The sequence below is a fragment of the Rhodopirellula sp. JB055 genome, assembly GCF_043100905.1.
In the GTDB taxonomy this organism is placed as follows: domain Bacteria; phylum Planctomycetota; class Planctomycetia; order Pirellulales; family Pirellulaceae; genus Rhodopirellula.
This window is the reverse complement of sequence record NZ_JBICHO010000137.1, coordinates 1-16,781: the sequence shown is the minus strand read 5'-3', so window position 1 is coordinate 16,781 and position 16,781 is coordinate 1. Positions and strand designations below refer to the sequence as shown.

Annotated in this window: 13 protein-coding genes; 9 read left to right on the top strand and 4 right to left on the bottom strand. The window is 56.1% G+C overall.

Translation table 11 applies throughout. The annotated features are described in order from the left end of the window. Positions 1–324 precede the first annotated feature (324 nt). Complete coding sequence (locus ACF8AM_RS05720; protein ID WP_392554708.1) at positions 325–636, top strand: hypothetical protein; 312 nt, start codon at positions 325–327, stop codon at positions 634–636. 192 nt (positions 637–828) lie between these two features. Here ACF8AM_RS05720 and ACF8AM_RS05715 read toward each other — a convergent pair whose 3' ends face one another. Next, positions 829–1,011 (bottom strand): hypothetical protein, encoded by a 183-nt coding sequence (locus ACF8AM_RS05715; RefSeq protein WP_392554707.1) that lies wholly within the window; start codon positions 1,009–1,011, stop codon positions 829–831. Between the two features lie 234 nt (positions 1,012–1,245). Between ACF8AM_RS05715 and ACF8AM_RS05710 the strand changes: the two genes are divergently transcribed. After that, the gene (locus ACF8AM_RS05710) at positions 1,246–1,980 is read left to right on the top strand and encodes a DUF3467 domain-containing protein (RefSeq protein WP_392554706.1); all 735 of its coding nucleotides are present in this window, start codon (positions 1,246–1,248) and stop codon (positions 1,978–1,980) included. A 36-nt stretch (positions 1,981–2,016) separates the two neighbouring features. On the opposite strand, the gene ACF8AM_RS05705 is transcribed toward ACF8AM_RS05710, so the two are convergent. Beyond that, positions 2,017–2,949, bottom strand: a complete 933-nt coding sequence (locus ACF8AM_RS05705) for a proline racemase family protein (protein ID WP_392554705.1) — start codon at positions 2,947–2,949, stop codon at positions 2,017–2,019. Between the two features lie 213 nt (positions 2,950–3,162). Here ACF8AM_RS05705 and ACF8AM_RS05700 point away from each other — a divergent pair, with 213 nt between their 5' ends. Then, complete coding sequence (locus ACF8AM_RS05700; protein WP_392554704.1) at positions 3,163–5,898, top strand: prolyl oligopeptidase family serine peptidase; 2,736 nt, start codon at positions 3,163–3,165, stop codon at positions 5,896–5,898. Positions 5,899–5,946: 48 nt separating this feature from the next. Beyond that, the gene (locus ACF8AM_RS05695; RefSeq protein ID WP_392554703.1) at positions 5,947–7,647 is read left to right on the top strand and encodes a DUF885 family protein; all 1,701 of its coding nucleotides are present in this window, start codon (positions 5,947–5,949) and stop codon (positions 7,645–7,647) included. Here ACF8AM_RS05695 and ACF8AM_RS05690 read toward each other — a convergent pair. Beyond that, complete coding sequence (locus ACF8AM_RS05690; RefSeq protein ID WP_392554702.1) at positions 7,640–8,416, bottom strand: thioesterase II family protein; 777 nt, start codon at positions 8,414–8,416, stop codon at positions 7,640–7,642. The genes ACF8AM_RS05695 and ACF8AM_RS05690 overlap by 8 nt on opposite strands. Positions 8,417–8,628: 212 nt before the next feature. Here ACF8AM_RS05690 and ACF8AM_RS05685 point away from each other — a divergent pair, with 212 nt between their 5' ends. The 4 genes from ACF8AM_RS05685 (at position 8,629) to ACF8AM_RS05670 (ending at position 13,961) form a co-directional block, all read left to right on the top strand. After that, a complete protein-coding gene (locus tag ACF8AM_RS05685) occupies positions 8,629–10,095 on the top strand; it encodes a sulfatase (protein ID WP_392554701.1) in 1,467 nt (488 codons plus the stop codon). A gap of 92 nt (positions 10,096–10,187) precedes the next feature. Next, positions 10,188–12,101 carry a tetratricopeptide repeat protein gene (locus tag ACF8AM_RS05680; protein WP_392554700.1) on the top strand — a complete coding sequence of 638 codons (1,914 nt, stop codon included), beginning with the start codon at positions 10,188–10,190 and terminating at the stop codon, positions 12,099–12,101. Positions 12,102–12,324: 223 nt separating this feature from the next. Continuing rightward, positions 12,325–13,584: a hypothetical protein gene (locus ACF8AM_RS05675; RefSeq protein WP_392554699.1), complete on the top strand. Its 1,260-nt coding sequence runs from the start codon at positions 12,325–12,327 to the stop codon at positions 13,582–13,584. A gap of 113 nt (positions 13,585–13,697) precedes the next feature. Next, complete coding sequence (locus tag ACF8AM_RS05670; protein WP_392554698.1) at positions 13,698–13,961, top strand: hypothetical protein; 264 nt, start codon at positions 13,698–13,700, stop codon at positions 13,959–13,961. Positions 13,962–14,177: 216 nt separating this feature from the next. Here ACF8AM_RS05670 and ACF8AM_RS05665 read toward each other — a convergent pair whose 3' ends face one another. Continuing rightward, a complete protein-coding gene (locus tag ACF8AM_RS05665; protein WP_392554697.1) occupies positions 14,178–15,161 on the bottom strand; it encodes a DUF3500 domain-containing protein in 984 nt (327 codons plus the stop codon). A gap of 617 nt (positions 15,162–15,778) precedes the next feature. Here ACF8AM_RS05665 and ACF8AM_RS05660 point away from each other — a divergent pair. Then, positions 15,779–16,781: AMP-binding protein (locus tag ACF8AM_RS05660; RefSeq protein ID WP_392554696.1), on the top strand; the 1,003-nt coding region annotated here is incomplete at its 3' end.

Here is a 16,781-nt window from a genome sequence, read left to right as displayed (position 1 = left end):
TTTTCGTTGTGGCGGCGGCGCTGAGTCTTGGTATTTCACCCCTGTCCTGGCTTGGTCGCCTCGCCCACTAACCTAAAAACAAGTCGTGGCAGACCACTAGCTTGATGAGCTGAAGTTTAGGATGGCTTCACGGTACTCTTACCGGACAGTTCGATACTTCTTTCAGACGTTGGCGGTTCGCCAGCGTTCACCGCAGCCAAGCGGTTTCCTGAACATTGGGTTGAAAGAGGTGAGCGATGTTGAGTTGGTTGAAGAATGCGTTTCAAGAATGGTTGTTCGACACGTCGGATCCGCGCGAGATGGATCCGATGTCGATGACGCTGCATGATTGCTTGCGTTTGTTGGGGAAGCCTGCGTCACCCGATCAACGCCAGCGAGATGCAGCGAGACCCAATTCGAAATCCGCTGTGGCTTCTGCATCATCCAGACGGGGAACATCGTCTTCGGCAATATCGTCTTCGGCAACATCGACGCCTCTCAAGAGGCAGCCTGCGAGTGGTTGCTGAGTCGGCATCGAAGAATGCGACTCGCCTCGAATCGCGTTGGGGTGTCACCCAAGGGGAAGCCGCGACTCGGCTGACGTGGTCGCGTTCTGATCGATTGGCGGCCTCAGCGGTCGGGCAACCTGGGAAATGACACCGGGCAAAGAAAGTGACACCGGGCAAAGAAAGGGGCGGTTGTTGTCAACCGCGCCATTCATTTCGTTTTGTCAGTTTGTGTCCAACCGAGGCAGATGGTTGGAAATCGTTCGCCAAGATTGGGTTTGGCGGTTTAGGTAAGACGCGTCAGGCAATGAAAACCGAAAGGTTTCCGCATGACTCCGTCAAATCACTTGGCGGCCAGGGTGCGAAGCTCTTCGAGTTCCACAGTCAAACGGTGTCGCAGTGGACTCTCGTCACGCAGTTCACGTTCGAGCAGTTCTTCTGCTTGCTCGAAGGTTTCTTCCGAGCAATTTTTGGGGTCGCTGACGAGTTCACGAAACATTCGTTCGATGGTGGCTTCAGTTAACACGGCGGGGGGACCTTCAGACGGGGATGCTGGAAATGGGGAATGAGACATCCATCTTAAGATGGCGTGAAGTGATCGCAAGTGCAAACCAAGCTTGGACTTCGAACTTGCATAACAAACATTCGTCCCCCCCCACGCTCGAGGCAAAGGCCATGTCCAGTCCCGACGACAGACGGCAACTCGCTGGGTAGAATGGGAGTCGTTGTCTCGTTTCACTTCCCTGCAAATGCGGTCCCGATGAATTCTGACACGCCTTCTGAACCTCCTTTTGACGGTCCTCCTAACGACGAAAATGCGTCCGGTGGAAGCCCCGCCGACGACGGACAACCCGGCGGAGGTCAGTGGGGCGACGGCTTGCCCAACGGCGGTCAACCGACCGGTGGCCAACCAGGGGAAGGGCAACCGGGAACTCCGAACCCGGTTCCTGAAAATCCTGCTGCCGAAAATCCGGCCGTCCGAGCCCGCGTGCCTGATCACGTGGCGGGCGGTTGTTTCAGCACGGGCGCGATCGTGATGACTGGCCCCAGTGAGTTCATCGTCGACTTCTTGCAGACCGTCGGTCGTCCCCATCGGGTCGCCGTCCGCGTGGTCATTCCGCACGCTGTGATGCCTCAGTTTGTCGACGCGTTGCAAAAGAATCTGGAGTTGTACAAAGGTCGCTTCGGTGATCCGGTGATGCCCACGCCGACACCCAACCCGAACGCGGAACAACGTCGACCAAGTCCGCAAGAAATCTACGACGACTTGAAGCTACCTGATGAAGTGCTCAGCGGAACCTATGCCAACGGAGTCATGATCGGTCACGGCGCGACCGAGTTCGGTCTCGACTTCTTGACCAGCTTCTTCCCTCAATCCGCCGTCAGTGCTCGCGTGTTTTTGGCGGCCGGCCAAGTCCCTCGTTTGCTCGACTCGCTTCGCGGTGCAACGAAGCAATTGGAAGACCGCCGCAAAGGCAACGAAGGCAATCCGTGACTTGGGTGTCACTTGTACGGGCTTTCTGAGTCCGATTCATTCGTGCTCGAACAGCAACGTTGTTTCGGCGATGACTTCTGCTGATCCGGTGAGCTTTGGAATCACGGCCCCGGATTCGTCGACTCGGTAGCTCGCCTCGAAGCAGCTTCCCGTGATCGATTCTTGTCGGAACGTTTCGCCGGCTTTGAGTTTGCCGGCTGCTGCCAAACAAGCCACCTTGGCGCTGGTTCCCGTGCCGCACGGCGAGCGGTCATAGGCGTTGCCGGGACACAACACAAAGTTTTTCGCGTCGGCTCGATCCGAAGGGCCAACCAGTTCGACGTGATCGATCTCCGCACCGTCTTCGCCCGTGATCCCGTGTTCGCGCAGCGAGGCCTTGATCGCCAAAGCGGCCGACATCAGCTCGTCAACATCACTGAGTTCGAGGTCCAAGCCATGGTCGTCGACCAAGTAAAACCAGTTGCCTCCATAGGCGATGTCGCCGGTAACAAAACCGTTGGCCAGAGACGTTGAACCTGGAACCTCGACACGAACGGCAGCTTGATAACGTCTGCTGGCGACGTTTTCGAATGAGACCGTTTTACCGTCGGGATGCAGTTCGACTTCGATGATTCCCACGGGAGTTTCCATTCGATGGATGCCCGGAGTCAACTTGCCTTGCCAAGCGAACGTTGCAACCACGCCAATTGTCGCGTGGCCGCACATCTGCAACACGCCCACATTGTTGAAGAACACCACCCCCGCGAAACAATTCGGATCGACCGGTTGGCAGATCCACGCGCCCACGATGATTTCGTTGCCGCGAGGCTCGTTGACGATCGGTGCTCCCAAAGTCGCGAATTCCTGCCGGAGGTGGAGGCGACGGTCCGCCATGGTGGGGCCAACCAGGGTGCCATCCAAGTCGATCACCATCCGGGTCGGTTCCCCACCGGTGTGAGAATCCAACGCCTTTACTCGTGAAGGCAGCATGATTGTTCCCGAATCAAAGAGGGTAGGTGCAAGATTTCGCCATTGAGCGGTGATTCAATCGAGGTGCCGCATCGTTGGCGTCTGCTTGACTAAAGTGGATCCAAATCCTGCGAAATCAATGGATTTCAAAGCCATGATGGGTGGGGACAATCAAGAGCTCGGTTGGCGCGGGCGCTAGCCACTGACATGCACGATTCCACAGAACATATAAACATGAAATTGCCGTTTCACAATTGGATGCACGGAATTTTGGTCGGGCGTTTGCCCGCGAACGCTGGCTTTCGTATCGCCGCGTTGTTGATTGGATTGGCTTTCGTTGCTGGGGCGTCGGAAACGATTGCACAGGGTTCCAAGTCACCACGTCCACGCGTCATTCAGCAAACGTTGACCCCGCACTGGACCAATGACGACTCGTTTTGGTTCCGTCGTCAGAACGCGGATGGATCGTTCACCGGCATTCGAGTGGATGCCGAAACCGGCGAAATGACAGAGGTCGATTCCGACAACAAAGACATCACACGAGACGCTGAACTTCGCGGAGGTCGCGCACCACGATCCGGTCGATCTGCCGAAGCCCACACCGAAATCACGTTCGTCAACCAAACCGATCAAGCGTTGCAATTGATCTGGGTCGATAGCAGCGGCAAACGCGTCAAGTACGAGTCGATCCCCGCGGGTGAGACGTTTGTCCGAACGACCTTCGCAGGGCACGTCTGGGAACTGGTTGGTGACAACCAAACTCCTTTTGGGTACTTCGTTGCTGACATTGAACCGGCTCGCGTGGAGGTTTCAGAACCTGCCCGCGTGACGCAACCCGAACCGGAACGCCGTGGACGCCGCCGTCGCGATTTTCGACGCGGCGATGATTGGTCCGCTGGAGTACCTGCCCCCGGCAACGACAAAGTCTTGGCTCGACTGTCCGAGGGACGTCTGCAATTGCAGCGTGCAGAATCGGATGAATGGAAGACGTTGATCGAGGAGTCTCAGTTGGCTGAATCCTTTGGTGACCACGCCGAGGAGTCGGCTCAACCGATGAAGTTGCAGTCGCCTCAATGGTCGCCGGACGGAACCGTGTTGCTGACACGAGCGGTCATTCCCTACGAGACTCAACCGGTTCACTTGGTCGAATCGTCGCCCAAAGCGGCCGGGCGAGCGGTCCTGAAATCGCGACCTTACTTGTTGCCTGGCGATCCAGTCGATGAGACTCGCTTGCTGTCATTTAACGCGGAAACGGGCGAAGCTGTCGAGCTGGATTTGCCTTGGATGTCCCAGCGTTTTTGGAACGTGCGGATGGTCGGACCGCACCGAGCTTTGTTAGCGGTGACCCGGCGCGGCCATCAACGGTTCCGCTTGTTCGATATCGACCTGTTGTCTGGCAAAGTCAAAACGGTCATCGATGAGCAATCCGAAACGTTCATCTGGACCACCCATAAAACCGACCTGCCCCGATGGACTTACTTGGATTCCAGTGACGAAGTCATCTGGGTCAGTGAGAAAGATGGCTATCAACATCTGTACTTGGTGGACCTGTCGGGTGAAAACGGGATTCAACCGATCACGCAGGGCGAATTCGTCGTGCGCGCGATCGACAACATCGACGAAGAAAATCGCGTGCTGGATTTGGTGGTCAGTGGCCTGCATGAAGACCAAGACCCGTATTTGAAACATTACGCTCGGGTGGACTTCAGCGGCGAGAACTTCACCTTGTTGACGGATGGGAACGGGAATCACACCGCCACATTTTCACCCGATCGAAGTCGTTTGGTGGTCACTCATTCGCGAGTTGATTCATTGCCCGTTCACGAGCTTCGTTCCGCTGATGGCAAACTGATTCAAACGCTGGCCAAAGCAACCATCACGCCCGACGATGCCAAGCTGAACCTGCCGCAAGTTTTTTCAGCCAAGGGCCGGGACGGCGAGACCGACATCTGGGGATTGGCCTGTTTCCCGGAAGACTACGACCCCGCCGCTGACAAAAAGTATCCTGTTGTCGAGTACATCTACGCCGGACCTCACGATTCTCACGTTCCAAAATCGTTTCGCTCGGCACCTTGGCACCGTGACTATTTGAACGCTGGTTTCATCGTCGTTCAGATCGACGGCATGGGGACCGCCAACCGATCCAAGGCCTTCCATGATGTGTGTTGGCACAACCTGAAGGACGCAGGTTTTCCTGATCGCATTGCCTGGATGAAGGCTCTCGCGAAAGAGCATCCGGCAATGGATTTGGAACGTGTCGGCATCTTTGGGACGTCGGCAGGTGGCCAAAACACCGGATCCGCGTTGTTGTTCCACGGTGATTTCTACGACGCTGGCGTGGCGGCGTGCGGTTGTCACGACAATCGGATGGACAAAGCCTCTTGGAATGAACAGTGGATGGGCTATCCCGTCGGCGACCACTATTCCGAGTGCAGCAACATCGACAATGCGGGCAACCTGATCGGCGATCTGTTTTTGATCGTTGGCGAGCTCGATACGAACGTGCCACCGGAATCCACGCTGCGTTTCGCGGATGCGTTGATTAAAGCGGGCAAGGACTTCGACATGCTGGTCATGCCAGGTGTGGGGCACAGCGACGGCGGAGCGTACGGCAAACGACGCACGCTGGATTTCTTCATCGAGAAATTGAAACCGGGGATGTCGATCGATGAAGCGACTTCTGAGTCGGAGTCGCCATCGGAGGAAGTCGCCTCCGCGTTGATCGACCTAGAAAAACTCCAGCCTCAGACGGCTTGGATGGACATTCAAAATCACTACCAAACCGACCTGGAAACGCTGAAACGTCGATTGCCAGTTCGCGTGGCGGAGGAACGACTGTCGCAAACCGCCGCGTTCTTGGCGGCTTGGGAAGACCAGTTGCAGACGGCGATCGGTGCCGAGGGAGATGCGGCGTTGAGCGGCGCGGATGCGGAAGTTGCTCGCGAACTGCTCGCGGCTGTCGGTGATTAAAAGAGACAACTTATACCGCTTGTTGCATCGTCGGAAGAGCTCCGCGAGTTGTCTCCCTTCACCGATCAATTGATCTCGCTGACGGATCTTTCCAATCGAGTGAAGCCGTTGGATGGACAAGCGATGGCGGCTGAGATGGAATCGCTCAGCAAGTCGCTGGATTCATTCCAACAGAAAGACAACGATGAAACGGTCTCCGTCAGCCAACCGGTCATGGACGCAGCGGATGACTTGGTAGACGCGTACCAATCTTGGCAAACCTTCTACGAAGGCTATCACCCCGATTTCAATTGGTGGGTGCTCGATTTGGCGAAGGAAACCGGCAGCAAACTTCGGGCATGGAAAGACGGCCTGAAGGTTGACGAATCACAGACGGAGAAGCTGTCCAAACGAGTTGCCAGCGATTCCATTGACTTACCGTCACCTGCGGAAACGTTCGTGTTCGGCGAAGCGTATCCGCCAATCGAAACATGGTCGCAACGAGAAGCGACTTGGATGCCATCGATCGTTCGGCGTTTCACTCGTCGCAGCCGCGATCGCGAAAAAAAGATGGCACAGTTGCCACAGTGGAAAGACGAGTTGGCGGCCTTGAAATTGGATGGCAAACCGTTCGAGGAATGGTCGCTGGACGATCAAGTCGATTGGCATCTCTTGACCGCCGAGGTTGAAACACGATTGGGACGCAAGCGGATCGAAGAGTCCGGCGAAAAACTTGCTCCGGCAACCTCGTCGGTCGAAAAGGATTTGTCCGGCACGCCGGTTGGCCGAGAACGAATTGAGTTGGAACTGCGTCGTCAGTTTATCGATCATTCGCCAGAGGAATTGATCGAATTGGCAGAGCAGGAATACGCGATTGTGCGATCCGAAATGGTTCGGGTTGCCCAAGACATGGGTTTGGGTGACGACTGGAAAGCCGCGGTGGAACGGATGAAGAATCACCACGTGGCCCCGGGCCAACAGCCGGTTTTGATCGGCGAGATGGCTGACCAATCGGTCGAATGGTTGCGAAAACGCGACTGGATCACGGTCCCACCGTTCGCCGATTATTGCTGGCGGATGATCATGATGACTCCCGAGCGACAAAAGGTGAATCCCTTCTTCACCGGTGGCGAAGTGATCAGCGTTTCATTCCCGACTTCGGAGATGTCGCCAAGTGACAAACGCCAAAGCTTGCGAGGCAACAACATCGGATACGCTCGCGCGACGGTGCATCACGAATTGATTCCTGGTCACCACTTGCAGATGTACAGCAACGAGCGGTACCAACCTCACCGCCGCACGATGAGCACGCCGTTCTGGTTGGAAGGATTGGCCGTCTATTGGGAACTGAAGTTGTACGACGATGGCTTCGCTCGCACTCCCGAAGAACGGATGGGGATGCTGGTTTGGCGAGCCCACCGGTGCGCACGAATTATCTTTTCGTTGAACTTTCACTTGGCACGCTTTTCACCGGATCAGTGCGTCGATTTTCTGGTCGACAACGTGGGTTTCGAACGACGCAACGCGACGGCGGAAGTTCGACGCAGCATCGGTCCAAGCTACCCGCCTCTGTACCAAGCCGCGTACATGCTCGGTGCATTGCAGATCCGCCAATTGCACCGTGAGATGGTTTTGTCGGGTGAGATGACCGAACGTGAATTCCACGATTCGATCATGGAAGCTGGGATATTGCCCATCGCGATGTTACGTCAGTTATTGAAGCAAGAACCGCTGCAAAGAGACGAACCACCCCGCTGGAAATTCAACTGACGCCGGCCAACGTTTCCGCGGTCAGCAACACTTTGCCGAGATTCGCAACCGGAAAGAAATGATCGCCGGGTAACACTCGCAGAGAGAACCCGGCCGATGTGAGTGCTTGCCAGCCTTGCATCTTGGCTCGGTTGGCAACATGGTCTTCTGACCCGGCGAGAGCCCGAATGGGAATGGGGATGGTCGGGTGCTCCGCAGTTGCGACTCCTCGTGCCAGTTTCAAGTCCGCGCGCACGATGGGCAAGAACATCGCCAGCGCGTCGGGATGCTGTTTCAAACCGGCGGGCAATCCGCCATAGCGACGGTCGAGTTCTTCCGCGAACGCGTCGTCGTCCCAGTCCAACCAGTCGCGGTTTTGCGTCCATTGGTTGGGCGGCGAGGCTCCCATCACGATCAGCCCTTGCACACGCGATGGACCGGACGATCCTTCCAGCAGCCGATTTGCCAGGCGATAAGCAATCAACGCACCAAGGCTGTGTCCCGCCAGCACCAACGTGTCGTCATCAGCAAAGGTTCGTGCCGTCTCGGTCGCGATCGATTCCACCAAGGAGTCCATGTTGGTTTCAAGCGGATCCGAGAAACGGGATTCACGCCCAGCCATCCGGATGGCCCACAAGTGGATCGAGCTCGGGTCATTTCGCGACGTTGTCAGACCGCGAAATTGTTTGAACAGCGGAGCGGTCGCACCGCCAGCATGCGGCACCCACAGCAGGTGCGCCTTCGACATCGAAGCGGGACTGATTCGACAAAGGGCGTCATTCGACGTCATCAAGCAATCGTTTCAACAAGCGTGTCAAGTTTGGGGTCCAGAAGAGTCACCACCAGGGACGCTTTGTAGCAAAGCACACGAGCAGTCGTCAGGTGAGACCACCCGCGTGGATCAGGCTTCCAGCCTGTGAGTCGCAGTTTCCTCCACAATCCACCGAGGATTCAGCTATAACGGGAGCCCCGCAAAGATTCCCCCGCATCCCAATTCCTACCATGCACGCTCTTTCACCCCGCCATCTGTTTCTTGGCTTGGTCAGCTTGGTTTGTTCGCTGCCGATGCCCGCGTCGGCACAAGGAACCTCGCCATCGAAACCGCTCAATGTGTTGATGATCGCCGTCGATGACTTGCGACCCGAGCTTGGTTGTTACGGCAAATCGTTCATTCACTCGCCAAATATCGACCGCTTGGCGGCTTCTGGTATGCGGTTCGACCGTGCGTATTGCCAGGTCGCCGTTTGTGGTGCCTCGCGAGCCAGCTTGATGAGTGGTTGCCGTCCGGAAACGACTCAGTGCTGGAACTACAAGACTCCGCTGAGGTCGAAACTCCCCGACGTGCTGACGCTGCCGCAACACCTGTCTCGCAACGGCTACGAAACGGGGTTTCTCGGCAAGGTCTACCACAGCGCCAGTGATGATGCGGCGGCGTGGACCGTCGATGCCAACGAGTGGGCCCCGCGAGATCGAAGCAAGGGAAAAGGTTACGTCCAAGAACTGCCTCGCAAACGCAATCCGGCCAACTCGAGCGAGAAGCCTGGCCCATCAATCGAAAACGGCGGCGATGTCCCGGACAATGCGTACGTCGATGGGCACAATGCCGAGCGAGCGGTTGCCATGTTGGAACGCTTTGCCACGCAAGACAAACCGTTCTTCTTGGCCGTTGGATTCCTGAAGCCTCACCTGCCGTTCAATGCACCCGGCAAGTACTGGGACCTCTACGACCGCGACGCCATTGAAATTCCTTCTCGCGAAGATGTGATTGATGGGTTGCCGTATGCTCGATCAAGTTGGGGTGAGCTGAAGAACTACGCCGACATTCCCGCGAAGACGAAGATGCTCGACGACGAGAAGACTCGCGAGCTGATTCATGGTTACCGGGCCGCGGTGAGCTACATGGACGCTCAAGTTGGAAAGGTGCTGGACGCTCTCGATGCCAACGGGCAACGCGAGAACACGATCGTCGTGTTGTGGGGCGACCATGGTTGGTACGTCGGCGACTTTGGCGATTGGTGCAAACACACCAACTATGAAATCGCAACGCGAGTCCCTTTGATCGTGTCGGCCCCTGGCGTACCTGCCGGTGAAACGAAATCGTTGGTGGAACTGGTGGACGTGTTCCCAACCTTGTGCGAGCTGACCGGAGTGCCGGTTCCAGAACACTGCCAAGGCAAGAGCATCGCGGGAGTGGTCCGTGATCCCAAGCTGTCGGTTCGTCCGGCCGCGATCAGCCAATACAAGAAATCCAAACCAGGCGTTGGGCCTGTGCTTGGAACAAGCATTCGCACGGAGCGGTTTCGTTACACGGAATATGTGTCCAGCAAGACCGGCAAACTCGAAGACATCGTCTTGATCGATCTCGACAGTGATCCGGGAGCGACTCGGAATGTGGCTTCCGATCCTGCCTATCAATCGTTCTTGCCGCAATTGCACGCTTGGTGCGAACAATCCGCTTCGGGGCTATGACCACGAACTCCAGCAAGCCTTCTTCCGGCCATGCCACACGTCAGCAAAACTCGAATTCGCTCAGCAGGACCAAAAAGGCCTGCTTCGGTCTCGTGACGACCGTGTTGGGATTGGTCGCGATCGAGCTAGCGCTGACGCTGATCGGCGTGGGGAAATCGACCGGTCAAGCCGACCCGCTGATGGGGTTTTCGAAGCAGGTTCCCTTGTTGGAACGCTACATCGATGAAGATGGCAATGCCTGGATGCGAACCGCGGAAAACAAGTTGGTCTGGTTCAACGACCAACGCTTTCCGTTGACCAAGCCAGCGAACACGCAGCGGATCTTTTGCCTGGGAGGATCCACGACGTTTGGTCGACCTTACGACGACAACACGTCGTTTTCGGGATGGTTGCGAGAATGGTTGCCTCGTGTTGATGCAAACACGAACCACGAAGTTTTCAACGCGGGCGGGGTCAGCTACGCCAGTTACCGCGTTGCGGCGGTGATGGAAGAGTTGGCTGAGTACGAGCCTGATCTGTTCATCGTTTACACCGGTCAGAACGAGTTTCTTGAACGGCGAACGTACGCGGATTTCTTTGACCAGCCCCAGGCTCAACTTTGGTTGACAGGATGGTTGAACAAGACACGAACGTATCGGGTCATCGATTCCCTTGTGCCCAAAAAACGTCCACCGAAATCCGAATCGAACTCGATCGGTTTGGCCGCTGAAGTCGACGAACGCCTGAACCACACGGTCGGTCCATCAGACTATGTTCGCGATGGGGAATGGAGTGAGAATGTTGGCAAGCATTTTCGGTTCAACGTGCGACGCATGATTTCCATTGCCCGATCGGCGAACGCGAAGATTTTGTTTGTCGTTCCGGCTTCCAACGAAAAGGATTGCGGTCCGTTCAAACCGGACCCCAAAGAAGACTTTTTCGAACGAGGCCGGAAAGCATGGGAGGCCGGCGATTATGAGGTTGCTCGTTCAGCGTTTCGATCCTCGATCGATCGAGACATTTGTCCCCTGCGTGCTCCGAGCGACTTCGCTCAGTTCATTCGTGAACTTCCCGAGTCTGATGACGTTCGTGTGCTCGATTTTGAATCCGCACTGCGCGAAGTTTGTCGTGACGAACATGGGCATGACATTTTGGGCGAAGAGTATTTCCTGGATCATGTTCACCCGACCATTGATGCCCACCGGCAGTTGTCGCGTTGGCTGATCGCGGAAATGCAAGACGCGGGATGGTTGACGGCCGGTTCCATTCCCTTGGAACAGTTGCCTCCGGAAGCAATTGCCGAAGTCGATCAATCGGTGTTCGACCGCATCGATCGCACGGCTCAAGGAATCGCGATGCGAAACCTTGCGAAAGTCATGCATTGGGCAGGGAAGTTTGAGGTCGCCGCGCCGCGTGCTCGAGACGCAATTCGAATTTTGGATGGCGATGCGGAGAGCCAGTTTATTCTTGCGGACTGTTTACGCTGGATGGGCCGAATCGATGAATCGGTGGAGGAATTCGAGCGGGGAGTCAAGGCGTTCCCAGATTACTACCGCGGGTTGCAACGTTACGGACAATTGTTGCTTGAAATGGAAGACTACGAGGCGGCTCGAGATCTGTTGGTTGTCGCCACCGTGGGGATCCCGGAATCGAACCCTCGGCATTGGTTGTCCCGTTTTCAACTTGCCATTGCCCATCTGGGGGCCAGCGATTTCGAATCCGCTCACGAAGAGTTGCTGCGTTGCCATCACCACGCGCCAGATGACTTGGACGTCGTGTTTGCACTCGCGGAAGCCAGCACGGGGATTGGAGACTCGGAGGCCGCGATCAAACTGTACGAACGCATCTTGGACGATTTCCCTGACGATGTGGTGACGCACCTCAATCTCGCGCACGTGTTCTTGAGTCAGGACCAGATACAACAAGCGTCTCTGCACTTTGAGACTGCGTTGTTGCTTGCACCGAACAATTCGCGAGCAAGAGCCGGAATGATAGTCATCGATCAATTGAGTCAATCGGCGGAATAGGATCGGCACGTTCCGCCCGTCATCACACGCTGGCATCTTCAACAGCCGGTGTCCGATTGAACTTGCCAGGGTGATTGGGGGCAGCGACCGAGGCAACGCAGACGTGGATGATTTATACTTCCGCAACCTTTGAGCTTTGTCGCTCTTGTGGCCCCACCAGAAAACGTCGTTCGCAAATCCTTCCTGACGACGCACTCACTTGATTTCCACGCTGGAATTGACTATGCAACGTCCCCTCTTTCTTTTCATCTTCACTTTGGTCATTCCCGGCGGAATCGTCTCGGCGTTTGATCCGCCTGCCAATCGGGACGTGGTTCGAAACACACCTGGATTGGTCGCGTTCTGGAACTTCACGCAGCGTGAATCGACTGGGCAAGAACGTTTCATCGCGCACGTGCCTGCTGGTTCAGCGAATGTGTACCCGTTGGATGCCGCGAACTATGTGCGCGACTACTGGGGCGAAGGCAGGCAAGCCACTTACGCGGATTTTCCGCTGCTGAACGATGGGCCGTTTGGGCAAGCGATTCGTATTCGCCAAGAGTCGGAACCGAACTTCCGACCGTTTTTGTTCATTCCCCGGTCGCGTCTGCATGACACACCGTTGGATATCAAAGGCGAAGGGAAGTCGGTGACCGTTGTTGTGTGGGCGATTCGAGAAAGTGGCAACCACGCGCTGGCGGGAATCTGGCATGAAGGCACGGACCTCAAGCAATCGTCGACGGCTTCGATCAAGAAGGTCGAACGTGGGCAGCGGCAATACGCCTTGTTCGCTGGGCTAAATAAGCCAGGCAGCGCGTGCGGTCATGTGTCAGAGAATGGAGCCAGTTCGTTCCTCAACAAGTACGCGTTGCACAAATGCAATTCGCTTGGGCAATCGCCCGCCGTCTCCGCTGATTCGCCGCCTGAAAAGCTCGCTGCGTCCTGGCAGTGTTTTGCAATGACGTTTGACGACGAGCAAAACGAAATCACGGGTTGGCTGAATGGTGTTTCGGGTGAGCGATGGCTCAAGAACCCCAAGTCGAACAACTTGCTGTCGTATGCCCACAACGCCTACATGCAAGCACATTACGCTCGGACGCCCGGGATGCAGGACGGTGAAGACAGGGAGTTCCCCGAGGCTCAGTACTACAGCCCGCCGGAAGTTGAGGTGTCTGAGACGGAAGTCTTGCGTGAGGACGAGAACCAACGCGTTGAACGTCGCCGTTACCGCTACACCGAAGTTGTTGTGACGCTGGAGAAGGATGAAAACGATGAATGGGTTGAGACCGACCGAAACCTCGTTGGCTTGCGATTGAACCCATGGTGGTACCCGCACGGCATTTATTCACCGCCGGATGCAGAGCAAGGCGGGCCGTTCACGATTGGGCGGGTGATTCACAGCAGTCGCAGTGTCGGCTTCACGGGATGGATCGGCGGCGTCAGCGTGTTTGATCGGGCCCTCTCGGAAGATGAGCTGAAAAAACTCGCCGATCTTCGGAACTGATTGGCTGGGGGGGATGATTCAGTTGAATTCCGATGTCGGTTGCGACCAAGGAATCCGACCTGCGATAAACGAGATCTCACCGCTTCTCAAACAACTTCAACAGGACGAACGTGATGGTAGAGCTTCCCCAAGAAACATTGGATCAAATCCGAGCTCATCTCTTGGAAGGAAAAAAGCTCAAGGCGATCAAGCTGTACCGAGAAGCGACGGATTCATCGCTTCATGAGTCCAAGGAACAAATCGAGAAGCTCAGCGAAGAGCTTGAGAAATCACACCCTCGACAAATGGCCGACAACAAACCCATCGGCTGCGCCGGAATCCTCCTGCTCGCCGTGGTCGGCGCAGGTTTGGTGGCCAAAAGTGGCATAGGCTTCTAGCTTTTGGGTACCACACATTTTTTGGGAGTCGCTTGTATTGGGAATAAGAGCGGTTCGAAGCCAAATATCCCTTGTTCAAGAACCATTAGTGTACGATCAGAGTGGATTAGTGTTCCCTTGACCGCTCTGGCGGAACACTAATCCACTCTGATCGGACACTAATTTTTGGTGTTTCGAGATGTGGGGTATTAACAAGCTGGAAGCCTATGCCACCGCTTAGGACTTGATGCCGATGTTGAGGTAGGCGTGGACGTGGGGTGCGCCGCGGAAGTGCCAGACCATCGACGGGCCTTCGACTCGCCAGATGTCCCAGACACGATCGTTGTCGATGTCTTCTTGTTGATAGAAGGCCATGTGCAGTTGGTCGAGTCCGCCGCTGCTGTTCAGAATCTCCATGACTTCCTTCGAATCGTTTTCACGATACGGGGCCAGCAACATCTTGAGGGTCGATTCGACGAGTTCCTTTTGATCGCTGGAAAGTTGGTCGACGCCAATCCCTGGGAAGTGTCCGTGCTCGCCTTTCAGTTGCACCGCGGTTTCACGGGGAGCCTTTTTCTGCAACGCCTGTTTGGCTTGGTCGGCGTCCAAGGCTTGGAAGACCTTGTTGGCTTGCAGCGTCTGCTGAAAGAACGGGCTGTCGGGCAGATATTCCTCGCCGTGTCCGTAAACAACTGGGCCGCCAAAACCGATTTTGTCGAGCCGATTTCCGTCGGCTCGCATCGTCACGTGACGACCGGTCAATTCGAATTGGAACTGGTCCGAGCCTGGTTCTCCGAACAATGCGAAACTGTAACTGTCCAATCCGCCATCATCGTATTCCATTTGTTCGATCAGACGATCGTATCCGTCTTTGGAGGTGATGTTGCGAACGATTTGGCCGACCAGCGTCTTCTGCTTCTGCGAGAAGAGATCGTCGCCGATGGTCGTTTTGCTGACGTGCCAGTTTGGATTGATCTTCAGGCGGTCGGTGTGATCAAACGGTCGCCAAACAGCGGTTTTCTGTTTGTCGGACAAGGAAGCGTAAAGTTCCCCCACGTAGGTTTCTGCAGAAGCAGTGGGAGCACCCGCCGCATGAGCAAAACGGGCGTCGAAGAGGTTGGTCGTCGCAACACCGGCAGCGATGGCTCCTCCCAGTTTGACGAAGTCTCTGCGGGCAACGCGTTGGCCATCGGGGCGATTGACGTTCATCGGAAAGCTCATGGGGGTTGGGGGGAAGTCAGGCGGGGACCGTCTGTGTCAAACGGACGCTTTGGATTCTATCAAATTGAACCCCAGCGAACAAAAATGGGATCGTTCTGATGATCAATCCAATCCCCACTCCCCACAAAACAAGTCGTGATAGACCGCTCGCCAAAATGAATGCGACCGCCGCCGGTTTGCTCGATGGGGGATCGTGACCAGAGAATCCCTGGCCTGCGGTTCGATCATCACAATCGAAATCGAAATACCTTCGGGGAGCATTTTGCGCGGTTGGTGCGTTTGGCCCCGCGTTTTGCTGGCAAATGTCGGTGCGTCGGAAAGTCGTTCACCCGCCATTTCGGTGACGCCCATGGAAGGGGGGTTCGATCCAGCTTGGCAACCTGTAACGATAGGGCAGCTTGAGGAGTTTTGGTCGATCGCTATCCGTGACGATTGTGCGGCAAGCAGGGAGACCCCCCCGATGAATTTTGGCGTGTCATCAAAGAAACTCCTTCACGCTTTCCATCCACCTAGCAGAGTTATATGCTGGGACGAAAGGTGCCCAGAGTCACTATCCTGCCCCGGCGAATCAAAAGTCATCGAAGTGCCCACCTGAACGGCCATCTGCCCGAGACCGTATGTTACGCAAATCAGAAACCGCTGATTCAACGACCCGCGAGCCCAAAGAGATGCGATGGAAGTCGCTTGCTCATTTGCTCGTTGATCGTGCCGCGCGGCATCCCGATCGTCCAGCTCTGACGTTCTTGCCAGACGATTCGTTGGATGGGACTGAGGCGGAGCTGACGCTGACTTATGCTGATCTTCACCGCCGAGTACGGGCAGTGGCGTTGCGTTTGGTGCGAGACACGGGTGCGAAGCCTGGTGATCGCGCGATGTTATTGTTTCCGCCGGGCCTAGAATTCATGATCGGATTCATGGCTTGCGAGCTGGCTCGTTTGATCCCAGTCCCGACCAGCTATCCCAAGCCGGGGCGTGCGATGCCGCGTCTGGATGCTTCCGTCGCGGATTGTCGTCCCACGGTCCTGATCAGCGATCAGGAAACCATTGCCGGGATCGATCCGCAACGTGTGTCGGCCGAGACGACCGCGCTCGCAACGTTTGCGACGGATGCATCAATCGAATCCGATTTGGCCGCGTCCGAGTCGAGCGAGGATGAGTTGCCTTTGTGCGACATTGAGTCGACTGATCTGGCACTCTTGCAATACACCAGCGGTTCGACCAGCGATCCCAAAGGCGTGATGGTTTCGCATGCGAATTTGTTGAGTAACTTGGAATCGATTCGTCAGGCCTTTGGGATTGAATGGACCGACGACGCCAGCGGCGAATATGAACGCGGCCTGTTCTGGTTGCCGCCTTTCCATGACATGGGATTGATCGGCGGCATATTGGAACCGTTGTATGTTGGCGGCCACGCGATTTTGATGTCGCCCCGTTCCTTCTTGGCTCGCCCGACGCGATGGCTGCGTGCGATTTCGGATTTCAAAGCAACGATCAGCGGCGCGCCCAATTTCGCTTATCAATTGTGTGTGGATCGAATCGATGCGGCTCAGGCGGAGTCACTCGACTTGAGCGGCTGGGAGTTGGCGTTTTGTGGTGCCGAACCGATCAATGCGGGTACGT